Consider the following 20,482-nt stretch of genomic DNA (forward strand, 5'->3'; position numbering starts at 1 on the left):
CCGCGACCTGATCCGCATCGAGCGTCACCACCGGCGCCGCATCCCGCAGCATCAACGCCACCCGCTCCGCCGGATACCCCGGATCCACCGGCACGAAGGCCGCGCCCGCCTTGGCCACACCCAGCTGCGCCAGGACCATCTCCACCGAGCGCGGCAGCACCAGGGCCACCAGGTCCCCCGGGCCCACACCCCGGGCGATCAATCCGTGCGCCACTCGGTTCGCGCGCACCTCGGCTTCGGCGAAGGACAGGGCCTGGCCCGGTCCGACCAGCGCCGTCGCCGCGGGCGTGCGGTCCACCGCGGCCTCTACCAGGGCAGGTAGCACCTCGGGGGCGATCGGGGGCAGTTCGGGGCGCGCGGACCCCCGCAGCAGCCGTGCGCGCTCCTCCGGCTCCAAGACGTCCACCGCGTCCAAGCGGGTGTCGTCCGACGCGTCGGCCAGGAGGCTCAGCGTGTGCAGCAGCCGCGCCGCGAGGGAACGCGCGGTCGCCTCCTCGAAGTGGCCGGGGTCGTAGTCCAGGATGACCGAGAGGATGTCCCCGGGGGCGACCACCACGTTCAGCGGGTAGTTGGTCGGCTCCACGTCGCGTTCCTGCTCGATGGCCAGGCCGTGCCGGGCCAGGGCGCCCTCGTCGAACGGGTAGTTCTCGAAGACCACGATGCTGTCGAACAGGTTCGTGCCGCCGGGCACCTCACTCCAGGTCTGGAGCTGCGCCAGGGAGACGAAGTCGTGCCTGCGGGACTCCGACTGCGCGGCCTGCAACGCGCGCAGCCACTCCAGCAGGCCGCGACCGCCGTCGACCCGTACCCGGGTGGGAAGGGTGTTGATGAACACCCCCACCATCGAGGTCACTCCGGGCAGTTCGGCGGGGCGCCCCGAGACGGTGGTGCCGAACACGACGTCGTCCCCGCCGCCGTGCCGCGACAGGAGCAGCGCCCAGGCGCCCTGCACCATGGTGTTGACAGTCAGTCCGGCACGCTGCGCGGTCTCCCGCAGCCGCGCCGACGTCCCGGCGTCGAGCGCGGCGCCGACGGTCCCCGATGACGACGTGCGGTGCGCCTCGGCGGGCCGCCGGTCCCTGGGGAGTTCGGTGGGGGCGGAGAACCCGGCGAGGGTCTCGCGCCAGTACCGCTCCGACCGCGCCGTGTCCTGCCGCGACAGCCACTCCAGGTAGTCGCGGAAGGGCGCGCGGTCCGCGATCTCCGGGCGGCGCCCCGCGGTCAGCGCCGCGTACCGCTCGCACACCTCGTCGAAGACCTGGGCCGCGCTCCACCCGTCGAGCAGGATGTGGTGGAACGTCCACACCATTCGTACGCGGTCCGGCGCCAGGCGGATCAGGGTGAGGCGCATCAGCGGCGCCGCGCCCAGGTCGACCCCGGCGTCCCGGTCCTCGTCGAGGAGCCGGTCCATCTCCCCGGCGCACCAGTCGGCGGGCCGGCCGGTCCAGTCGTGGTGGGAGACGGGCACGGTGGCGCGGTGCTGTACGGCCTGGAGCGGCTCGGAGGTCTCCTGCCACACCAGACGGGTGCGCAGCATCGCGTTGGCGTCGGCGGTCCGCTGCCACGCCTCGGCCAGGACCTGCGGGTCGGTGACCCCGCACAGGACGAGCTGGACCTGATTGACGTACGTCCGCGCGTCGGGGTCCATCAGGCTGTGGAACAGCATGCCCGCCTGCATCGGCGTCAGCGGGTACAGGTCGGCGAGCGCCCGGCCGTCGCCCGCGACGCGGTCCAGGGCCGCCTGGTCCACGCGGGCCAGCGGGAAGTCCGAGGGCGTCCGGCCCCCGGCGTCCTCGCGGCAGCAGTGGGCGACGATCTCGCGGAGCGCCCGCAGCATGCCGCCCGCGAGGCCCGCGACGGTCTCCTCGTGGTGCAGGGTGTGGCTGTAGTGCCAGGTGATCTCCAGCTCTCCGCCTTCGACGCGGGCGATCACGTCGAGCAGGTGCGGGCGCGCCGCGTCGGGCGCGTCGGCGCCGTCGAGGCCGCCGGGGACGCCGCGCACCAGTGCCCCTTCGTGGTCGGCCGACCAGTCGAACCGGCCCAGGTAGTTGAAGCTGATCGCGGGCGTCGGCAGGCCGGTCAGCCGTTCGTCCCCGGCGAGATACGTCAGCGCTCCATGGCCGATTCCCCGGTCCGGCACCGCCCTCAGCTGTTCCTTGACGGACTTCAGGGCGGTCCCCCAGTCCGCGGCTGGCACGTCCAGGGCGACGGGGTACAGACTGGTGAACCAGCCGACCGTGCGGGACAGGTCGATGTCGTCGAAGAGCTGGTCCTCGCGGCCGTGCCCTTCCAGACCGACCGCGACGGTAGAACGTTCGATCCAATCGGCGATGGTACGTCCGAGAGCGGTGAGCAGGACGTCGTCGATGCGGGTGCGGTAGGCGCCGGGCACCTTGCGCAGCAGCTCGTCGGTGCGCTGCCGGTCCAGGCGTACGGTGACCGCGCGCACGTCGGCCATGGTGGTGGCGACCGGTGCGGTACCAGTGTCGGTGTCGGTGTCCAGGGGAAGCGGCGCGGCGCAGTGCCGTGCCACCTCCTCCCAGTGGGCGCGCTGGTCGGTGAAGCCGCCGGACGCGGTGTGCGCGCGCAGGCGCCGGGCCCACTCCTGGACGGACGTGGTGCGCTCCGGGAGGCGTACCGGTTCACCGACCCGCGCCTGCTGGTAGGCGGTGTCCAGGTCCTCCAGGAGGATGCGCCAGGACACGCCGTCGACCACCAGGTGATGGACGGTCAGGAGCAGGCGCGGTCGCGCGCCGGTGAACAGGCGGGCGGCCAGCAGGGGGCCGGTGGCGAGGCGGAACGCGGCGTGCGCCTCGGCGGTGGCGCGGGCCTCGGCGGCACCGGCCGCTTCGGGGTCCAGGCCGCTCAGGTCGCGGACCTCCAGGAGGTCCGGGGCCGGCTCGTCCGGGCCGGGGCAGTGCTGCCGCCAGGAACCGTCCCCGTCCCGGGCGGACCGGGCGAACCGGGCGCGCAGGGCGTCGTGGTGGGACCACAGGGCGGCGAGGGCGCGGCGCAGGGCGTCCGCGTCGACGTCGTCGCCCGTCTCGACGACCAGGCACTGGTCGAAGACCTCGGGGCGGCTCGGTCCCGGGTCGAGGAACCAGTGCTGGATGGGTGTGAGCGGGACCTCGCCGGTCACGGGCCCGGTGCCGGCGACGGACGTGGCCGTGCCGGTGGCGGCGGCCAGCGCGGCGACGGTGGGGTGACGGAACAGGTCGCGCGGGGTGAGCCCGAGCCCGGCGGCGCGGGCGCGGGAGACGACCTGGATGCTGAGGATCGAGTCGCCGCCCAGCATGAAGAAGTGGTCGTCCACGCCGACGCGGTCCACGCCCAGGAGGTCCGCCCAGATGTCGCAGAGCACACGCTCGGCCTCGGTGCGGGGCGGGCGGTAGGCGGTGTCGCCCGCCGCGGACCAGTCCGGCGCGGGCAGCCTGCCCCGGTCCACCTTGCCGTTGGCGGTCAGCGGCAGCTCCGGCACGGTGACGAAGGCGGCGGGCACCATGTAGTCGGGCAGCTCGGCGGCCACGTGGGCCCGCAGGTCACCAGCCGTCGGCGCGCTCGTCCCCCGAGCGGGCACGAAGTGGGCGGCCAGGCGCTTGCGCCCGGCATGCTCGCACACGGACACGACGGCCTCGGCGACGCCCGCGTGCGCGGTGAGCCGGGCCTCGATCTCGGCGGGCTCGACGCGGAATCCGCGCAGCTTGACCTGGTCGTCCGCGCGCCCCACGAAGTGGAGTTCGCCGTCGCCGCCGAAGCGGACGATGTCGCCGGTGCGGTACATGCGGCCGCCGGGCGGCCCGAACGGGTCGGCCACATAGCGGGCGGCCGTCGCCCCCGGCTGCCCGGCGTACCCACGGGCGAGCCCGGCCCCAGCGACGTACAACTCGCCGGGAATGCCCGGTGGTTGGGGCTGGAGCGAGGCGTCGAGGACGTACACACGCGTGTTGTCGAGCGGGCGCCCGATGGGCAGCACCGGGGGCAGCGGGTCACCGGCGCGGTAGGGGCGCCGGGTCGCGAAGGTGGTGGTCTCGGTGGGGCCGTAGCCGTCGACGACGGTGAGGTCGGGGCAGGCGTCGAGGACGCGGCGCACCACGGCGCCGGGCACGGCCTCGCCCCCGGTCCACACCTCCCGCGCGCCGCGCAGGCAGGCGGGGTCCTCCTGGGCGAGGAGGCGGAAAAGCCCTGCGGTGAGCCACAGGAACCGCACGCCGCGCTCGGTGATCGCGCTCCGGACGACGGTGGCGTCGACGTCCCCGGGCGGGGCGAGGACGGCCGTTCCGCCGCGCAGCAGGGGCACCCACAGCTCGTACGTGGAGGCGTCGAAGGCGTGCGGCGAGTGCAGGAGGACGCGGTCGTGGCCGTCGAAGGCCCGGTCGAACGCGAGGGCGGCGACGTCCCGGTGGCGCACCGCGACGCCCTTGGGGGTGCCGGTGGAGCCGGAGGTGAACATCACGTACTGGACGGAGTCGGGGTGCGCGGCCGGGGCGGCGGGAGTGCCGGGCGCGGCCCGCTCCGGCTCGTGGTCGGGCCGCAGCACGGTCCCGTCGGGCAGCACGTCCCGCGCCGTCCGCTCCCATGCGGCGTCGGTCAGGACCAGTTCGGCGCGTACGTCGGTGAGCATGCGGCGCAGCCGCTCGCTCGGCGCCCGGCCGTCCAGGGGGACGTAGACGCCGCCGGTGAGGGCGAGCGCGAGCTGGGCGACGACCAGTCCGGCCGAGCGGTCCATGAGGACGCCGACGGGCACTTCGGCCGTGACGCCGTGGGCGGTGAGCCGGGCGGCGAGCGCGCGGGCCCGGACGTCCAGGTCGTGGTAGGTGAGCAGCTCGGCGCCTGCGTCGAGAGCGAGGGCGTCGGGCGTGCGCCGCGCCTGGGCCGTCCACAGGTCCGCGACCGTCGCCTCGGGGATGTCGGTGGCGGTGTCGTTCCACTCGTCGACGACCTGACGGCGGCGGTCGGGCGTCAGCAGGGGCAGCCGCGCGGGCGGGCACTCGGGTCCTGCGGCGATGCCGTCGAACAGGACGGTGAGGTACTCGGCCATCCGCGCGACGGTGCCGGCGTCGAACAGGGCGGGGTCGTAGCCGAGGCGCAGGCCGAGTTCCGCGCCGGGGTAGGCCACCAGGCTGAGGGGGTAGTTGGTGGTCTCGATGCCGTCGAGTTCGCTCAGGCGCAGCCCGTGGGCGGCGGCGAGGTCGTCGTCGACGGGGTAGTTCTCGAAGACGACGATGCTGTCGAACAGGGCGGCCTGCTCGGGGAGTTCGGTGAGAGCCTTCATCCGCGTGAGCGGCAGGTGGTCGAAGCGGCGGTCCTCGCTCTGGTCGTACTGGAGGGCGCCCAGCCAGTCGACGAGGGTTCCGTCGCGGGGCACGACGGCCCGGGTGGGCAGGGTCGTGATGAACAGACCGGTCATGGACTCGGCGCCCGGCAGCTCGGGCGGGCGCCCGGAGACGGTGGTGCCGAAGACGACCTCGTCGCGGCCCGCCTGACGGCTCAGGAGCAGCGCCCAGGCGCCCTGGACCAGGGTGTTCAGGGTCAGGCCCGCCGTTCTGGCCAGGTCCTCCAGGGCTCGCGTCGTGGCCTGGGGCACGGTGACGCGGACCGCCTCGGTGGACTCGGCGCGGTGGGCCTCGCGCGGCTCGCGGTCGTAGGGCAGCGCGGTGGCATCGCCGAGGCCCGCGAGGCGGTCGCGCCAGTGCCGTTCGGCCCGGTCCTCGTCACGCTCGCGCAGCCAGGCCACGTAGTCGGCGAAGGGGCGCCGCACGGGCAGCGGGTCGCTCCCGTCGTCGGAGCCGTGCGGCCGGGCGTGGCGGGCGAACACGTCGGACAGGACCTGGAACAGGCTCCAGCCGTCCAGGATCAGGTGGTGGAAGGACCACACCACGCGCACGGAGGTGTCGGAGAGCCGGGCGAGGGCCAGGCGCTGGAGCGGGGCGTGAGCCAGGTCGACGCCGCGCTCGCGGTCCCGGTCGAGCAGGTCCCGCAGCGCGGCGTGCCGCTCCTCGTCGGTCGCCTCGCGCCAGTCCAGGTGCGTGACCGGTACGGACGCGTGACGTAGCACCACGAGGAGCGGTTCGGGCACGTCCTGCCAGACCGCGCGGGACCGGAGCACCGGGGTGCGGTCCGTCACGTGCTGCCAGGCGTTGGCGAGGGCGGCGAGGTCGGGGACACCGTCGAGGACGAACGACACCTGCTGGAAGTACACGCTCTGGTTGTCCTGCGACAGGCCGTGGAAGAGCATCCCGGCCTGGGTGGGCGTGAGCGCGTGGACGTCCTCGACCGCGGCGGGGTCGTCCCCCACGACGCGGTCCACGGCCGCCTGATCGAGCCGCGCCAGCGGGAAGTCCGACGGGGTGCGGCCGCCGGTGCCGGGCCGTGCCGCGTGCCGGGCGATCCCGGCGAGCGCGTCCGCGAACCGCGCGGCCAGGGCGGCGACGGTCGCCTCCCGGTGCAGCGCGTCGGAGTAGAACCAGGTGAACTCCAGTACGTCACCGTCGAGGTGGCCCACGACCTCCAGGGGGTGCGGGCGCGCGGACAGCGGATCGGCGTCCAGTTCGAGAGGGCGGAACGGTCCGCCGTACAGGCCGTCCGGCGCGCCCGGGAGCCCGAAGCGGCCCAGGTAGTTGAAGCTGACCTGCGCGGTAGGCGCCGTGGATGCCGCGCCGGGCCCGGTCAGACAGCGCAGGGCGTCGTGCCCCAGGCCGTGCCGGGGCACCGCGCGCAGCTGTTCCTTGACCTGCTTCAGGACGGCGTCCCAGTCGGCGTCCGGCGGGACGGCGAGCGCGACGGGGTGGCGGGTGGTGAACCAGCCCACGGTCCGGCTGATGTCGACGTCGGGGAACAGCTCCTCGCGTCCGTGCCCTTCGACGTCCACCAGGACCCGCTCGTGGCCGGTCCACGCGCACAGCACGTGCCCGAGGGCGCTCAGGAGCACGTCGTTGACCCGGGTGCGGTAGGTGTCGGGGAGCGTGCGCAGCAGGGCGGCGGTGTCTTCGGCGGTGAGGCGTACGGTCACCGAGCGGGCCGAGGCGTAGGTGTTGGCGCCCGACGCGTCGGTCGGCAGGGCCGCCTCGGCGCCCGCGAGGGCCTGCTGCCAGTACGCCGTCTCGTCGCCGAAGCCGCCGTCGGCCGCGTGCGTGCTCAGGCGCTGTGCCCAGTGGCGCAGCGGCGTGGACTTGGCGGGCAGCGCCGTCGCCGCGTCGCGGCCCTCGCGGCGGGCGCGGTAGGCCCGGTCGAGGTCTTCGAGCAGGACGCGCCAGGAGACGCCGTCGACCACGAGGTGGTGGACGGCCAGGTGCAGGACGGGCCTGAGCCCCGCGCCGCGCTCGTGCAGGACGGCGCGCAGCAGCGGGCCGTCGCGCAGGTCGAAGGGGCCCAGGTGCGGCGCGTCGGTGTCGGGACCTGTGTGGCGCGCCAGACGCAGGCGCGGGGCCCGTTCGTCGATGTGCCACCGGACACCGGGGCCCATGCCGTCGGCACCAGCGGCACCCTCGGTCGCGAAGTGGGACCGCAGCGCGTCGTGGTGGGCCACGAGGTCGTTGAGGGCGTCTTCCAGGGCCGCCGCGTCGACCGCCTCGTACAGCTCCGCCGACAGGGTCTGGGCGAAGTGGCGGGCCCGGTCGGCGGCGCTGTCGAACAGCCAGTGCTGGATGGGCGTCAGCGGCGCAGGACCGGTGGCGGCCACCGGGGCCGGGGTGGTGGGCCTGTGGCTTTCCGCGGCGTCCGCGCGGCGGGCGAGGTCGGCCACCGTCTGGTGGCGGTAGACGTCCCGGGACGTGACCGTCAGGCCAGCCTGGCGGGCCTGGGCGACCACTTGGATGCTCAGGATGGAGTCGCCGCCGAGCGCGAAGAAGTTGTCGTCCGCGCCGACCCGCTCCACGTGCAGGACGTCCGCCCAGATCTGGGCGAGCGTCCGCTCGGTGGGTGTGCGCGGCGGCACGTGGCGGGCGGTGCGCCCGGCGGGCCCGGGGTCGGGGAGCCGGTCGCGGTCCAGCTTGCCGTTGGGGTTCAGGGGCAGCGCGCTCAGACCGACGACGACGGCGGGGACCAGGTAGTCGGGCAGGGCGCGGGCGAGTTCCCGGCGCACCGCGTCCGGGTCGACGCGCCGGCCCGGGGCGGGGACGACGTAGCCGACCAGGCGCCGGTGTCCTTCGCTGTCGCGGGCGGCGGCGGCCGCCTGGGCCACACCCGCGCAGCGCAGCAGGGCCTCCTCGACCTCGCCGAGTTCGATGCGGAAGCCGCGCACCTTGACCTGCTGGTCGGTGCGGCCCAGGTACTCCAGTTCGCCCGCCTGGGTCCAGCGCACCAGGTCACCGGTGCGGTACATGCGGTCCCCGGGCGCGCCGAAGGGGTCGGCGAGGAAGCGGGTCGCGGTCAGGCCCGGGCGGCGCAGATAGCCGCGTGCGAGGCCGCCGCCGCCCAGGTACAGCTCGCCGGTGACGCCCGGGGGCTGCGGGCGCAGCAGGTGGTCGAGGACGTAGGCGCGGGTGCGCGCCACCGGCCTGCCGATCGGCGGGGCCTGGTCGGGCTCGGTGTCGTCGGCGAACCAGGCGGTGGCGTAGACCGTGGCCTCGGTCGGGCCGTAGATGTTGGCGACTTCGCAGAACGGCATGGCCCGCCGCAGATCGCGTACGGTCTGCGCGGGCAGGGCCTCACCGGCCAGGACGAACGTGTCCGAGGCGATGGCCGCGCCGCCTTCGGTGAGGAGGCGGGCGATCACGGACGGCACGCCGCTGACGAGCCCGGCGCTGCGCAGGTCGGGGGCCTCGGCGAGGGCCGCGAGGTCCGCGACCACCTCGACGCTGCCGCCCGCGAGGAGGGGGCAGATCAACTCGAACACCGACACGTCGAAGTTGAGTGAGGTCGAGGCGATCACATGGGCGAGCCGCTCGGGTCCGAACCGCTCCTCCACCCACGCGGCGAGCGCGGCCACGCTGCGGTGGGCGACCACCACGCCCTTGGGACGGCCGGTCGACCCCGAGGTGTAGATGACGTACGCGGGGTGGTCGGGCAGGAGCGGCCGTGCCGGGCCGGTGTCCTCGGGGAGGTCCGCGGCGTCGGCGAGGCAGTCCTCCAGGAGTAGCGGCGCGCAGTCCGCGGGCAGTGCGTCGGCGGTCTCACGGGCGGCGACGACGAGGGCGGGGTCGGCGTCGGCGAGCATGAAGCGGATGCGCTCGGCGGGGTAGCCGGGGTCCACAGGCAGATAGCCGGCGCCGGACTTCAGGACGCCCCACAGGGCCGGGACCAGGTCGGCGGTGCGCGGCAGGCACAGGGCGACCAGTGTCTCGGGGCCGGCGCCGCGGGCGACGAGCTGCCGGGCGACGCGGTCGGCGCGCCGGTTCACCTCGGCGTAGTCCAGGCGCGTGGTGCCGCAGGCCACGGCGGTCCGGTCGGGGGTGCGGGCGACCTGTGCCTCGAAGAGCGCCGGCAGCGTGCTGCCGGGGTCGTCGTGCCCGGTGCGCGCGGGTGGGTTCCAGGTCTCCAGCAGGGTGCTCTGCTCGTCCTCCAGGAGCAGGGGCAGCTCGGCGAGCGTGCGGTGGGGGCCGTCCGCCATGTCCTGGAGGAGTCGGTGCAGATGGCGGCTCATCCGGGCGACCGTGTCCACGTCGAACAGGTCGGTGTTGAACTCGACGGTCAGCTCACGGCCGCCGTCCGGGCGCGGCGCGAACTCCAGGACCAGGTCGAAGCGGGAGGCCGGGCGCGGCAGCGGGTGCTCCTCGACGCGCACCGCGCCGACCCGGGGCGGGTGGGCCGGTGCCGTCTGCTGGACCACGAGCACCTGCACCAGCGGCGTGCGGCTGGGGTCGCGGGGCGGGGCCAGTTCCTCGACGACGCGGTCGAAGGGCACCCCGTCGTGCGCGAAGGCGTCCAGGACGGTCGCGCGCACGCGCTCCACGAACCGGCCGACGGTGGTGGTGTCGTCGACTTCCTCGCGCAGCACCACGGTGTTGGCGAAGAAGCCGGTCACGTCCTCCAGGTCGCGGCGTCCGCGTCCGTTGGTGACGGTGCCGAAGGCCACGTCCCGCTGACCGGAGTACCGGGAGAACAGCACGGCCGCCGCCGCGGTGAACAGGGTGAACACGGTGGTGCCGCGGTCCGCGGCGAGGTGCCGCAGCCGCTCGACGAGGTCCGCCGGGAGCGGGTGGCGGTGCGCGGCGCCCGCGGTGGTGCGCACCGGCGGCCGGGGCCGGTCGGTGGGCAGGTCCAGCTGCTGCATGCCCGTCAGATGCCGCTTCCAGTACGCGAGGTCCTCGCTGTCGGCGCCGGAGGAGCGCTGCCGCCGCTCCCACACGGCAAAGTCCGGGTACTGCACGGCGGGGGCGGGCAGGCCGTCGGGCGCTCCGGTGGCCTCCGCGTGGTAGAGCGCGGCCAGTTCGCGGGTGAGGAGGCCCACCGACCAGCCGTCGGTGACGATGTGGTGCTGGGCGAGGAGCAGCAGGTGCTCGCCTTCGGTGACGCGGATCAGGAGGGCCCGGGTGAGCGGTCCCGTCGTCAGGTCGAAGGGGCGGCCGAGTTCCTCGGTGAGCAGCCGTTCGGCGACCTCGGCGCGCCGTGCGGCGGGTACGTGTGCCACGTCGGCCGTACGCAGGGGCAGTTCGGCCTCGGCCTTGACGCGCTGCACGCCCTGTCCGGCCACCGTGGCGAACGTGGTGCGCAGCGCGTCGTGGCGGGCGGCGAGCCGGTCGAGGGCGCGGCGCAGGGCGGCGCCGTCCAGGTCTCCGCGCAGCCGCAGCGCCACGCCGGTGTTGTACTCCGTGCCGCCGTCGGAGAGGTCGTCCAGGAACCACAGCCGCTGCTGCGCGCTGGACAGGGGCAGCGGCTGGTCGCGCGGAGCGGGGGGTATCGGCTCGGCCGTCGCGGCGGCGGAGGGGTCGCCGAGGAGCGGGGCGAGCGCGGCGACGGTCCGGGCGGTGAACACGTCGCGCACCGCGAGGCGTACGCCCAGGTCCTCGGTGATCCGTGACAGCGTACGGGCGGCGAGGACGGAGTCGCCGCCCAGGTCGAAGAAGTCGTCGTCGGCGCCGACGGCGTCGACTCCGAGGACGTCCGCCCAGATGGCGGCCAGTACCTCTTCCTGCGGGGTACGCGGCTGGACGAAGCCGGCGGCGGCCTCGCGGACGGGGGCGGGTAAGGCGTCGTGGTCGACCTTGTGGTGGCTGGTGAGGGGGAGTTCGCCCAGGACGACGACGGCGGCGGGGACCATGTGCGCGGGCAGCGCGGCGGCCGTCGCCGCGCGCAGCGCCACGGGCTCCGGGGGCAGGGCGGCGTCGGTGGGCGTGACGTAGCCGACGAGCCGTCGCCGGCCCGGGTCGTCCTCGCGCACCACGACGACGGCTTCGCGCACGCCGGGGTGGCGAAGGAGTGCCGCCTCGATCTCGCCGGGTTCGATGCGGAAGCCGCGCACCTTGACCTGGCGGTCGACGCGGCCGAGGAACTCCAGCTCCCCGTCGGCGTTTTGGCGGGCGCGGTCGCCGGTGCGGTAGAGCCGGGCGCCGGGCGGTCCGAAGGGGCTGGCGACGAAGCGGGTGGCGGTCAGGCCGGGGCGGCCGTGGTAGCCGCGGGCCACGCCGTCCCCGCCCACGTACAACTCGCCGTCGGCGCCGGGCGCGACGGGGCGCATCGCCGCGTCGAGGACGTGCGCCTGGGCGCCGGGCAGGGGGGTGCCGATGCTCGGCGCGCCGCTGCCCGCGGTCAGGGGGCCGGTCCAGGAGGCGACGACCGTGGCTTCGGTGGGCCCGTAGGAGTTGATCATCCGGCGGCCGGGCGCCCAGCGGTCGACGAGGGCGGGCGGGCAGGCCTCGGCGCCCACGATCAGCGTGCTCAGATGGCGTCCGGTGGCGCCGCGCGCCGGGTCGGGCAGGGTGGCGAGGGCGGCGGGCGGGATCAGGGCGTGGGTGATGCGGTGCTCTTCCAGGACGGCGGCGAGTTCGTCGCCGAGCCAGGGTCCGTGCGGCGGCACCACCAGGGTGGCGCCGGACAGGACGGAGCTGCACAGTTCGAGGACGGCGGCGTCGAAGCTGGGCGAGGAGAACTGCAGGACGCGGTCACCGGGCCGCACGGCGTACTGCTCGGCGCAGCCGCGGCTGAAGCCCGCGATGCCCCGGTGGGTGACGGTCACGCCCTTGGGTGTGCCGGTGGAGCCTGAGGTGTAGATGACGTACGCCGCGTGGTCGGCGCCGACCGGCTCCGGCCGCCGGTCGGGCACAGGGCCGGCCTGGTCGTCGAGGACGGCGCGGACCCGGGCCAGGTCGTCGAGGACCACGGCGGGCGCGGCGTCGGCCAGCATCAGCGCGCGGCGCTCGGCGGGGTAGCCCGGGTCCACGGGCAGGAAGGCGGCACTAGCACGTGTCACGGCGATCTCTGCTGCGATCAGTTCCATCGAACGCGGCAGCACGAGGGCCACCGTGCGGCCCGGTCCGGCCCCGCGCCGCAGGAGGTCGGCGGCGAGGCGGTCGGCCCGCTCCGCCAACTCCCGGTAGGACCAGGTCCGTCGGCCGTCGGTCACCGCGGGTGCCTCGGGTGTGCGGGCCACCCATGCGGCGAACAGCTCACCGAGCGACGGGTGCGGGTGTGCACCGCAGCTCCCGCTTCCGCCGTGGCCCGCGGCGGCGTGGTCGGCCGGCGGCAGGGAGGTCGCCGGGGTGGGCTTGTCATGCAGGTCCGTCATGGGGGGATGTCCTTCGGGGCGGGGACGGTGCGGGTGCGCGCGGGCACGGGGACTTCCCGGCGGGGTGGGGCCGGGGCGTGCTCACGCCGGAGCGGGGTGTGCTCAGGAGGTGCTGGTGCGGCGGGCGGTGCGGCCCGAGATCTGCACGCGGTCGACGGTGCCCGTGAGGGCGTCGCGGTGGAAGCGGCCACCGGGCTCGCGGCGCCCGGTGGTCGGATCTACCAGGTCGCACGTGAGGTCGGCGTAGCAGACGAGGGGCAGCGGAAGGTCGCCGTCAACGGACAGCACGGGGGAGCCGTCGACGTCGAGGGTGATGAGGTATTCGAGCGCGCCGTTGCGGTAGGTTCCGGCGCACTCGGGGAGGGCGACGGGCTCGCCTCGTCGCGCGGGTGCCGGAGCGGTCGGCACGCGCACGCCGGTGAGCCGGGTGAGGTCGTCGGCGAGGTCCTGCCAGAGGGCGGTGGCGCCGCCGGAGTTGCCGGTGAAGGCGACGACCACGCCGCTGTCGGGCTCGGCCCGCAGGTGGCAGGATGTGCCCTGGGCGTTCCCGTCGTGGCCGCACCACCAGCGGCCGTCCTCCTTGAACAGCGCGACGCCCAGGCCCCAGGCGTCCGCGAGGACTCCCGGGTCTGCGCCCGGTACGGGGGTCCGCATGAGCGCCGCGACGGTGGGCGGCAGCACAGCGGACCGGCCTATCAGCGATCTCCCGAGCGCCGCCAGGTCCAGGGCACTGGCCAGCAGGGCGCCGGCCGGTGCCTCGACGGGGGCGAGGTTCTGCCGGGCGGGGCGGAGGTGGCCGGTCGCGGTGTTCAGGGCGTGGCCGGCGGCGAGCGCGCGGGGTGTGGCCGGCTCGCCGAGGTAGGCGGCCGTGGTGCCCAGCGGCTCCAGGAGCAGGGCACGGACGGCTTCCTGCCAGGTCATGCCGGTGACGGACTCGATAAGCCGCCCGGCGGCGACGTAGCCGGCGTTGGAGTAGGAGAATCCGGCGCCGGGCGCGAACAGCGTGTCCTTGGCGGCGCAGACCCCTGACAGATAGCGCGCGGCGGTGAGGCCCGCGGCGGTGTCCGAGTCGGGTCCCGTGGGCAGGCCCGCGGTGTGGCTGAGCAGGTGGCGTATCGTTACCTCAGGTAACGCGCGTAGCTCGGGCAAGAACGAACTCGCGGGGTCGTCGGGCTCCAGGTCGCCGTCGTCGGCGAGGAGCATCACGGCGGCGGCGGTGTAGACCTTGGTGACGGATCCCAGGGGGACGGCCGTGTCCGCGGTGAACAGCGTGCCGGTGGTGGCGTCGGCGGTGCCGGTGTGGACGCTGACCACGTCCGTTCCGGTGTCCACGGCGAGGTGGGCGCCGGGGACCCGGTGGGTGCGCGCGAGTGCGTCGAGACGATCCTGCAGCGCTTCGCGTAGGCGGGACGGCGACCGCTCGATGATCGTGGCGGCGGTGGTGTACGGCATGACGAGGTGGCTCCCGTTAGCAGTGGCTCAGGGCGGGTGGCGCGCGCCGACCGGCGGGCTCCGGGCCGGACGTGGGGGGGCGCGGGGACTTACGGTCTGACGACGTCGACCGGCAGGTGGCGGACACCGACGAGGACGGCCGGGTTCTGGTACGTGACGTCGCCGTAGGAGGAGACGGAGAGGTCGCGGAAGCGGTCGAGCAGCATCCGCAGGGCGATGCGGGCCTCCAGGCGGGCCAGGGGCGCGCCGAAGCAGAAGTGGATGCCGTGGCCGAAGGTCAGATGGGGGTTGGGGCTGCGGGTCACGTCGAGGACATCCGGCTTGGTGAAGCGGTCGGGGTCGCGGTTGGCGGCGCCGAGGTGGGCCATCACCAGGCTGTCGGTGGGCAGTTCGTGGCCGCCGATGGCCACGGGCCGGGTGACGCGGCGGCCCAGCTCGGGGAAGGGCGGCAGCCAGCGCAGGACTTCCTCGATGGCGTCGGGCAGCCGTGCGGGGTCGGCGCGCAGGGCGGTGAGCGTGCCGGGGTTGCGGTCGAAGGCGACCAGGGCGTTGCCGAGGAGGGCGGTGGTGGTGATGTGTCCGGCCACGAGGAGGAGGGCGACGAACCCGACCATCTCCTGGTCCTCCATGCGGACGCCGTCCACTTCGGCGGCGATGAGCTTGCTGATGAGGTCGTCGCCGGGTGCGGCGCGGCGGCGGCGGATGTGGTCCAGGACATAGCTGTTCATCTCGCGCACGGTCGGGGCGATGGCCTCGAGGGCGCGCTCCAGGTCGGCCATGTCGGGCGACTCGCTGAGCTGGTCGCCACCGAAGAGGGTGGCCGCCCACTCCTGGAACAGCGGGTGGTCCTCGGCGGGGATGCCGAGGAGTTCGGCGATCACGATGATCGGCAGGGGGTAGGCCAGGGCGTCGACCATGTCGATCCGGTCGCGGTCCGCGACGGCGTCGAGGAGGCGGGCGCACACGGCCTCGATGCGCGGTTCGAGCCCGTGCACCACGCGCGGGGTGAACGCCTGGCTCACCAGGGTGCGGAACTTGCGGTGCTCGGGCGGGTCCATGCCGACGAAGTTGCCCTGTCTGAAGGCCTCGAAGTCCTCCTGGGAGGGGGCGATCGGGGTCATGTCCGAGGAGTACGTCGCGGGGTCGGCGAGCACGGCGGCAACCCCTTCGTGGTTTACGACGTGCCACACCCCCTGCGCCTCGTCGTGGTGCACCGGCCCTGCCTCGCGCAGGGACTGCCACTGTTCGGTCAGCGTGTCGAACAGTAAGGGGCCCTGTGCCGGTGAGCTGCTGGTCGAATTGCTGGTCACTTCTCTCCCTTGGGTGGGGGGATGCGCGGGCACGACGAAAGCAGGGGGTGGGGTGGTCGCTCGGGCTGAGTCGTCTCCGGCACGCGGGGCGGGGCCGTCGCGGCCCCGCGCGGGCTGCGTGCCACAGCGCGGGCCGAAGGGCCCGCGAGGTGACTGCGGCGTGCGGGCAGGCCGATGGAGCGTCCGTCGCGGAGGGCGGGCAGGCCCTAGCGACGGGCGGTGTGCTCACCGACCCGCACGCCTGCCGTCCACCGTCACCGGGGCCGCTTGGCCTGAGTCAACACGTCCGCCCCATCGCACTTCGGCTTTCCGTCCGCCCTTCGGCGAAGGGCGGCACCTGTTGTGCGAACCAAGCCGACATCACTCATCCCCCAGTGAAACGATCCTCGCGACTGTTGCGCGAGATTTCCCCATGCTCGTGCGAATCGGTGGCGCGGGCCCGCGAAGGCGGGACTCCCAGCTGCGGACGAGAACGTGCACGCATCCCACGGATGCGGTCCTGTGCTTTGCACCACGCATATTCAGAGCACCCTCGCCACAGTCTTCACGGTGGGTCACTCGATAGCAACCCCCAGAAGTTGAACGAAGGGTGCTTCCGCCGTCTGTTTTGCGTAACCGTCGAGTAGCTTTTGGACGGTGTCGTTCACGTCTCAACAATCCGGTACGGACCGCCGCCACGCGTGTGCCCCACCGCCCCATGGCCAAACACCCAACCACAGAAATCGCCACCTCCTGTCGGTCCGCTTCAGGCCAGTAAGGGCTCCCACCAGGCACAGCCCCTGATCTCCCGACGTGAGCGACGATCGCCATGGAAGATGCTGACCGAATTCGCACCCTCCTCGCCCACTTGCTCTCCATCCCGGGACATGGCCCGATCGGGGATGTCCGGCCGCGAGGGGCCTCCTATGGCCAAGGCTCAGGGGTGGCCGAATTCCATCGGGGGCGCACAGGGGCGCACGGTCACGCATTGTGCGCGGGCCCACGCTTCCAGCAGAAACTTCTTTCCTTCTGCATCTCCGTGGAATTCTCTCCGGTTAACGGCGAATGTCGGGTTAACGGCCAATGCCTTGGCCAATGCTTGAGGTATGCACACGACGGAAGAAGATCCGTTCTCGGTGATCGCGGCGACTTCGGCATAACCCATGACGACAGGGGCGTAACGTCCAAAGGAGCGGCCTCGGCGACCATGGCGAGGGGGACAGCCCACGGCGGGGAAGCAGTACGTCCGTTTGAAACGCACGGGTACGCGTAAGCACGCGCAGGCACCCGTAGGACGCCTCGGTACGGACAGATGCGAGCAAGCTTTAGCGGGCACCGGCCCCGCGACGGCCGCCCCGCCCCGAGGCAGCCGCCGCGTTCCCGTGACAGCCGCCGCGTTCCCGTGACAGCCGCCGCGTTCCCGTGACAGCCGCCGCGCTCCCGTGACAGCCCTCGTGGAGTCAGCCCGCCCTCTCCCCCGCCGCCTCCATCACACCGCTCTCCCGCAGTTGGCGGCGCAGTTGCTCAAGGCCCCGGCGCGCGTGGCTCTTCACCGTCCCGAGCGGCCAGCCCGTGACCACGGCGATCTGGGGCTGCGTGAGGTCCTCGTAGAACGCCAGCCTGAGCACGCGCCGCTGGGCCGGTGACAGACGGTTCACCTCGTGGCCGATCATGACGCGGTCCAGCACGGCATCGGGGAGGTCGCCGCTGCGGCCCTCACGTGCGGGAGGCACCGTCGCCGCGAGGTGGACGAGGTCCATCCGGCGCGTACGGGCCGCCAAGGCATCGGCGACCTTGTGGCGCGTGATGCCGACGAGCCATCCGGGGAACGAGCCTCTGCCGACCGCGTAGGTGGCACGCGCCCGCCAAGCGGCCAGGAACACCTGCTGTGTGACGTCCTCGGCCTCGCGCGCGTCGCCGAGCGCCCGCCGGCCGAGCGCGTGGACCAGGGGCCCCCAGCGGTGGAGGGCGGCGGCGAGGCCGTCCTCCTCGCCTGCTGCGAAGCTCCGGGCGATGTCCTCGTCGCTCGGCTGCCCCGCGGCCCGATACGGGTCCGAGCGCCGGGCACCCGACGGCTGTGGTGCTGCCGCGCCCGGTCCTCGCGTGCCGTGGGCGGCGGGCATCCGTCGGGCGGTTCGGGTGGCGGGCATGGCTGCGGCTCCTTGGGCAGGGGGCTGCGGCTGCGCGACGAGCGGCCGGCGCGGCCGACCGGCGGCGCGAGGCCCAACCTCGGGGTGCGACCGGAGCCCCATCGTCCGCAGGCCGCGTCGAGTGGAGCAACATGCATCGTTTCTGCGTCGTATGGTGGCCGCGTGGCCGACGAACAGCAGCAGGAGCGGGACAGGGACGACGACGCCGGCGCCGCGGTGACGACCGGGGCGCTCGCACGGCGGCTGGGCGTTTCGCCCACCACCCTGCGGTCCTGGGACCGGCGTTACGGCCTCGGTCCCGCCCTGCGTGCGGACGGCCGGCACCGCAGGTGGAGCCGCCAGGACGTCGCCATGGTCGAGGACATGTGCCGGCTCACCGCCACGGGGGTGCCACCGGCGGAGGCGGCCCGGCTCGCCAAGGAACGCGACTGCGGCCCGGCCGGAGGGCCCGCGGCGGTCGCGTCGGTTTCCGTGCGCGGTGACCGCGCCGGGGGCGGGCTGCCGCTCGGGGACGTGCGGCAGGAGTCCAGGGGCCTGGCCCGCGCGGCGGTGCGCCTCGACGCGCCGGAGGTGCAGGGCCGCCTGAACGCCCTGGTGAGGGACCACGGGCTGGCGGTCACCTGGGACGAGGTCATGGTGCCCACGCTGCGGGCCGTGGGCCGGAAGTGGGCGTCGTCCGGCGACCGTTACGTGGAGGTCGAGCACCTGCTGTCGTGGCACATCTCGACCACCCTGCGCAGCGTTCCCCTGCTCGTCCCGGCCGGGCCCCCCGTCGACGCCGCCCCCGTGCTGCTGGCCTGCGTGCCGGACGAGCAGCACACCCTGCCGCTGGAGGCGCTCCACTCCGCCCTGGGGGAACGGGGCGTGCCCACGCGCATGTTCGGCGCCGCCGTTCCCGTGGAGGCGCTGCTCGCTTCGGTGCGCCGCATCGGCCCGGTGGCCGTGGTGCTGTGGTCCCAGGCGCGCTCGACGGCCAGCGTCCCGCTGGCCCAGCACCTCACCGGCATGGAATGGGGGGTGAAGGGCGCACGGCGCAGCCCGGTGGTCCTCACCGCGGGCCCCGGCTGGGCGGGCAGAGCGGTGCCGGGGCTCGTGCGCTGCCACAGCCTGGTGGACGCCACGACCACGCTCAGCGGCTTGTACGGCGACCTCCTGGGCCCACCGCCCGCGGGAGCGCACCCGGCGGACGCCTGACCTCCGCCGCGGCCGCCGCCGTCGCGGACGTCACCCGCGTAGGCCCCCGCACCGGGCGCATCCGTCCGGTTCGCTCGCACCGTAGAGGTGATGACGGGCGTGCTGCGGGACGACGGACAGCGAGCAGGCGAGCGGCGGGAGCCACGATGAGTGACGACGACACCACACCGACCGGGTCCCGGGCGGGCGCCGGCCTGACGTGCCTGGTGACCGGGGCGAGCGGTTACATCGGGGGTCGGCTGGTGCCGGAGCTGCTCGACGCGGGCCACCGGGTGCGTTGTCTGGCGCGTACCCCGGGGAAACTGCGTGATCACCCGTGGGCCGGCCGCGTACAGGTGGTGCGGGGAGACGTCACGGACCCCGCGGCGGTCGCGGAGGCCATGCGCGGCGTCGACGTGGCCTATTACCTGGTGCACTCCCTCGGTACCGGGCGGGGTTTCGAGGAGACCGACCGGCGCGCGGCCGGTGTCTTCGGCGAGCAGGCCCGCCGGGCAGGTGTCGGCCGGATCGTCTACCTCGGCGGCCTTACGCCCGAGGGGGTGCCCGAGCGGGAGCTGTCGCCGCACCTGCGTTCCCGGGCGGAGGTCGGCCGCGTCCTGCTCGACTCGGGCGTGCCGACGGCCGTGCTGCGTGCCGCCGTGATCATCGGGTCCGGCTCGGCCAGTTTCGAGATGCTGCGCTACCTCTCCGAGCGGCTGCCGGTGATGGTCACCCCGCGCTGGGTGCACACCCGGATCCAGCCGGTCGCCGTACGCGACGTCCTGCGGTTGCTCGTCGGCTGCGTCGGCCTGCCCGCTGAGGTGAACCGCACCTTCGACATCGGCGGGCCTGAGGTCCTGACGTACCTCGACATGATGCGGCGGTACACCGTGATCGCCGGTCTGCCCCGGCGTCTCATCCTGCCCGTCCCCTTCTTGACCCCCGGTCTCTCCAGCCACTGGGTGGGTCTGGTGACGCCCGTGCCGACCCGGATCGCCCGCCCGTTGACGGAGTCGCTGCGGCACGAAGTGGTGTGCGGCGAGAACGACATCGCACGGTACGTGCCCGAGCCGCCCGACCACCCCATCGGCTTCGACCGCGCCGTCGCCCTCGCGCTGCACCGGGTCCGTGAGGCCGAGGTCACCACCCGCTGGTCGTCGGCGTCCGTGCCCGGCGCCCCCAGCGACCCGCTGCCCACCGACCCCGACTGGGCGGGCGGCAGCCTCTACACCGACGTACGCGAGCGCGGGACCGAGGTCGCGCCACAGGTGCTGTGGGACGTCATCGAGGGCATCGGCGGGGTGCACGGCTGGTACTCCTTCCCGCTGGCGTGGGCGGTGCGCGGCTGGCTCGACCGGCTGGCGGGCGGCGTCGGCCTGCGCCGGGGCCGCCGGGACGCGCGGCGGCTCAGGGTGGGCGACTCGCTGGACTTCTGGCGGGTCGAGGAGATCGAACGCGGGCGGCTGCTCCGGCTGCGCGCCGAGATGCGCCTGCCGGGCCTCGCCTGGCTGGAGCTGCGGGTGGACGACGACGGGTCCGGGGGCGTGCGCTACCGGCAGCGGGCCCTGTTCCATCCGCACGGCCTGCTCGGCCAGCTGTACTGGTGGAGCGTGTCGCCCTTCCACGCGGTCGTATTCGGCGGCATGGCCCGCAACATCGTCCGCGCGGCCGAGCGCGCGGCGTCACCGGAGGCGGAGGCCACGCCACCGCATCCGCGCGGCCGCGTCCGGCGGAAGCCCTGAGCGTCCGTAGCGGCT

At 74.3% G+C, this 20,482-nt stretch carries 6 protein-coding genes; 2 read left to right on the top strand and 4 right to left on the bottom strand.

Translation table 11 applies throughout. From position 1 onward, the window contains the following. The 4 genes from AC07GB_RS27855 to AC07GB_RS27870 all read right to left on the bottom strand — a co-directional run. Positions 1–12,661, bottom strand: a 12,661-nt coding sequence (locus AC07GB_RS27855; RefSeq protein WP_478850086.1) for an amino acid adenylation domain-containing protein, incomplete at its 3' end; no start/stop codon positions are given. Positions 12,662–12,763: 102 nt separating this feature from the next. Beyond that, positions 12,764–14,113: a serine hydrolase domain-containing protein gene (locus tag AC07GB_RS27860; RefSeq protein ID WP_478850088.1), complete on the bottom strand. Its 1,350-nt coding sequence runs from the start codon at positions 14,111–14,113 to the stop codon at positions 12,764–12,766. Positions 14,114–14,202: 89 nt separating this feature from the next. Beyond that, complete coding sequence (locus AC07GB_RS27865; RefSeq protein WP_478850090.1) at positions 14,203–15,423, bottom strand: cytochrome P450; 1,221 nt, start codon at positions 15,421–15,423, stop codon at positions 14,203–14,205. A 1,439-nt stretch (positions 15,424–16,862) separates the two neighbouring features. Beyond that, positions 16,863–17,552, bottom strand: coding sequence for an RNA polymerase sigma factor (locus AC07GB_RS27870; protein ID WP_478850092.1), 690 nt, complete (start codon positions 17,550–17,552; stop codon positions 16,863–16,865). Between the two features lie 162 nt (positions 17,553–17,714). Here AC07GB_RS27870 and AC07GB_RS27875 point away from each other — a divergent pair, with 162 nt between their 5' ends. Both AC07GB_RS27875 and AC07GB_RS27880 read left to right on the top strand, forming a co-directional pair. Further along, a complete protein-coding gene (locus AC07GB_RS27875; protein WP_478850094.1) occupies positions 17,715–18,746 on the top strand; it encodes a MerR family transcriptional regulator in 1,032 nt (343 codons plus the stop codon). A gap of 146 nt (positions 18,747–18,892) precedes the next feature. Beyond that, positions 18,893–20,467, top strand: a complete 1,575-nt coding sequence (locus AC07GB_RS27880; RefSeq protein ID WP_478850095.1) for an SDR family oxidoreductase — start codon at positions 18,893–18,895, stop codon at positions 20,465–20,467. Positions 20,468–20,482 lie beyond the last annotated feature (15 nt).

It is taken from the genome of Streptomyces sp. NPDC045778, from assembly GCF_056431945.1.

Bases quoted from the DNA above. Each gene is read 5' to 3' on its own strand.
- AC07GB_RS27860 (WP_478850088.1), bottom strand. From the start codon at position 14,113: ATGCCGTACACCACCGCCGCCACGATCATCGAGCGGTCGCCGTCCCGC.
- AC07GB_RS27870 (WP_478850092.1), bottom strand. From the start codon at position 17,552: ATGCCCGCCACCCGAACCGCCCGACGGATGCCCGCCGCCCACGGCACG.
- AC07GB_RS27880 (WP_478850095.1), top strand. From the start codon at position 18,893: ATGAGTGACGACGACACCACACCGACCGGGTCCCGGGCGGGCGCCGGC.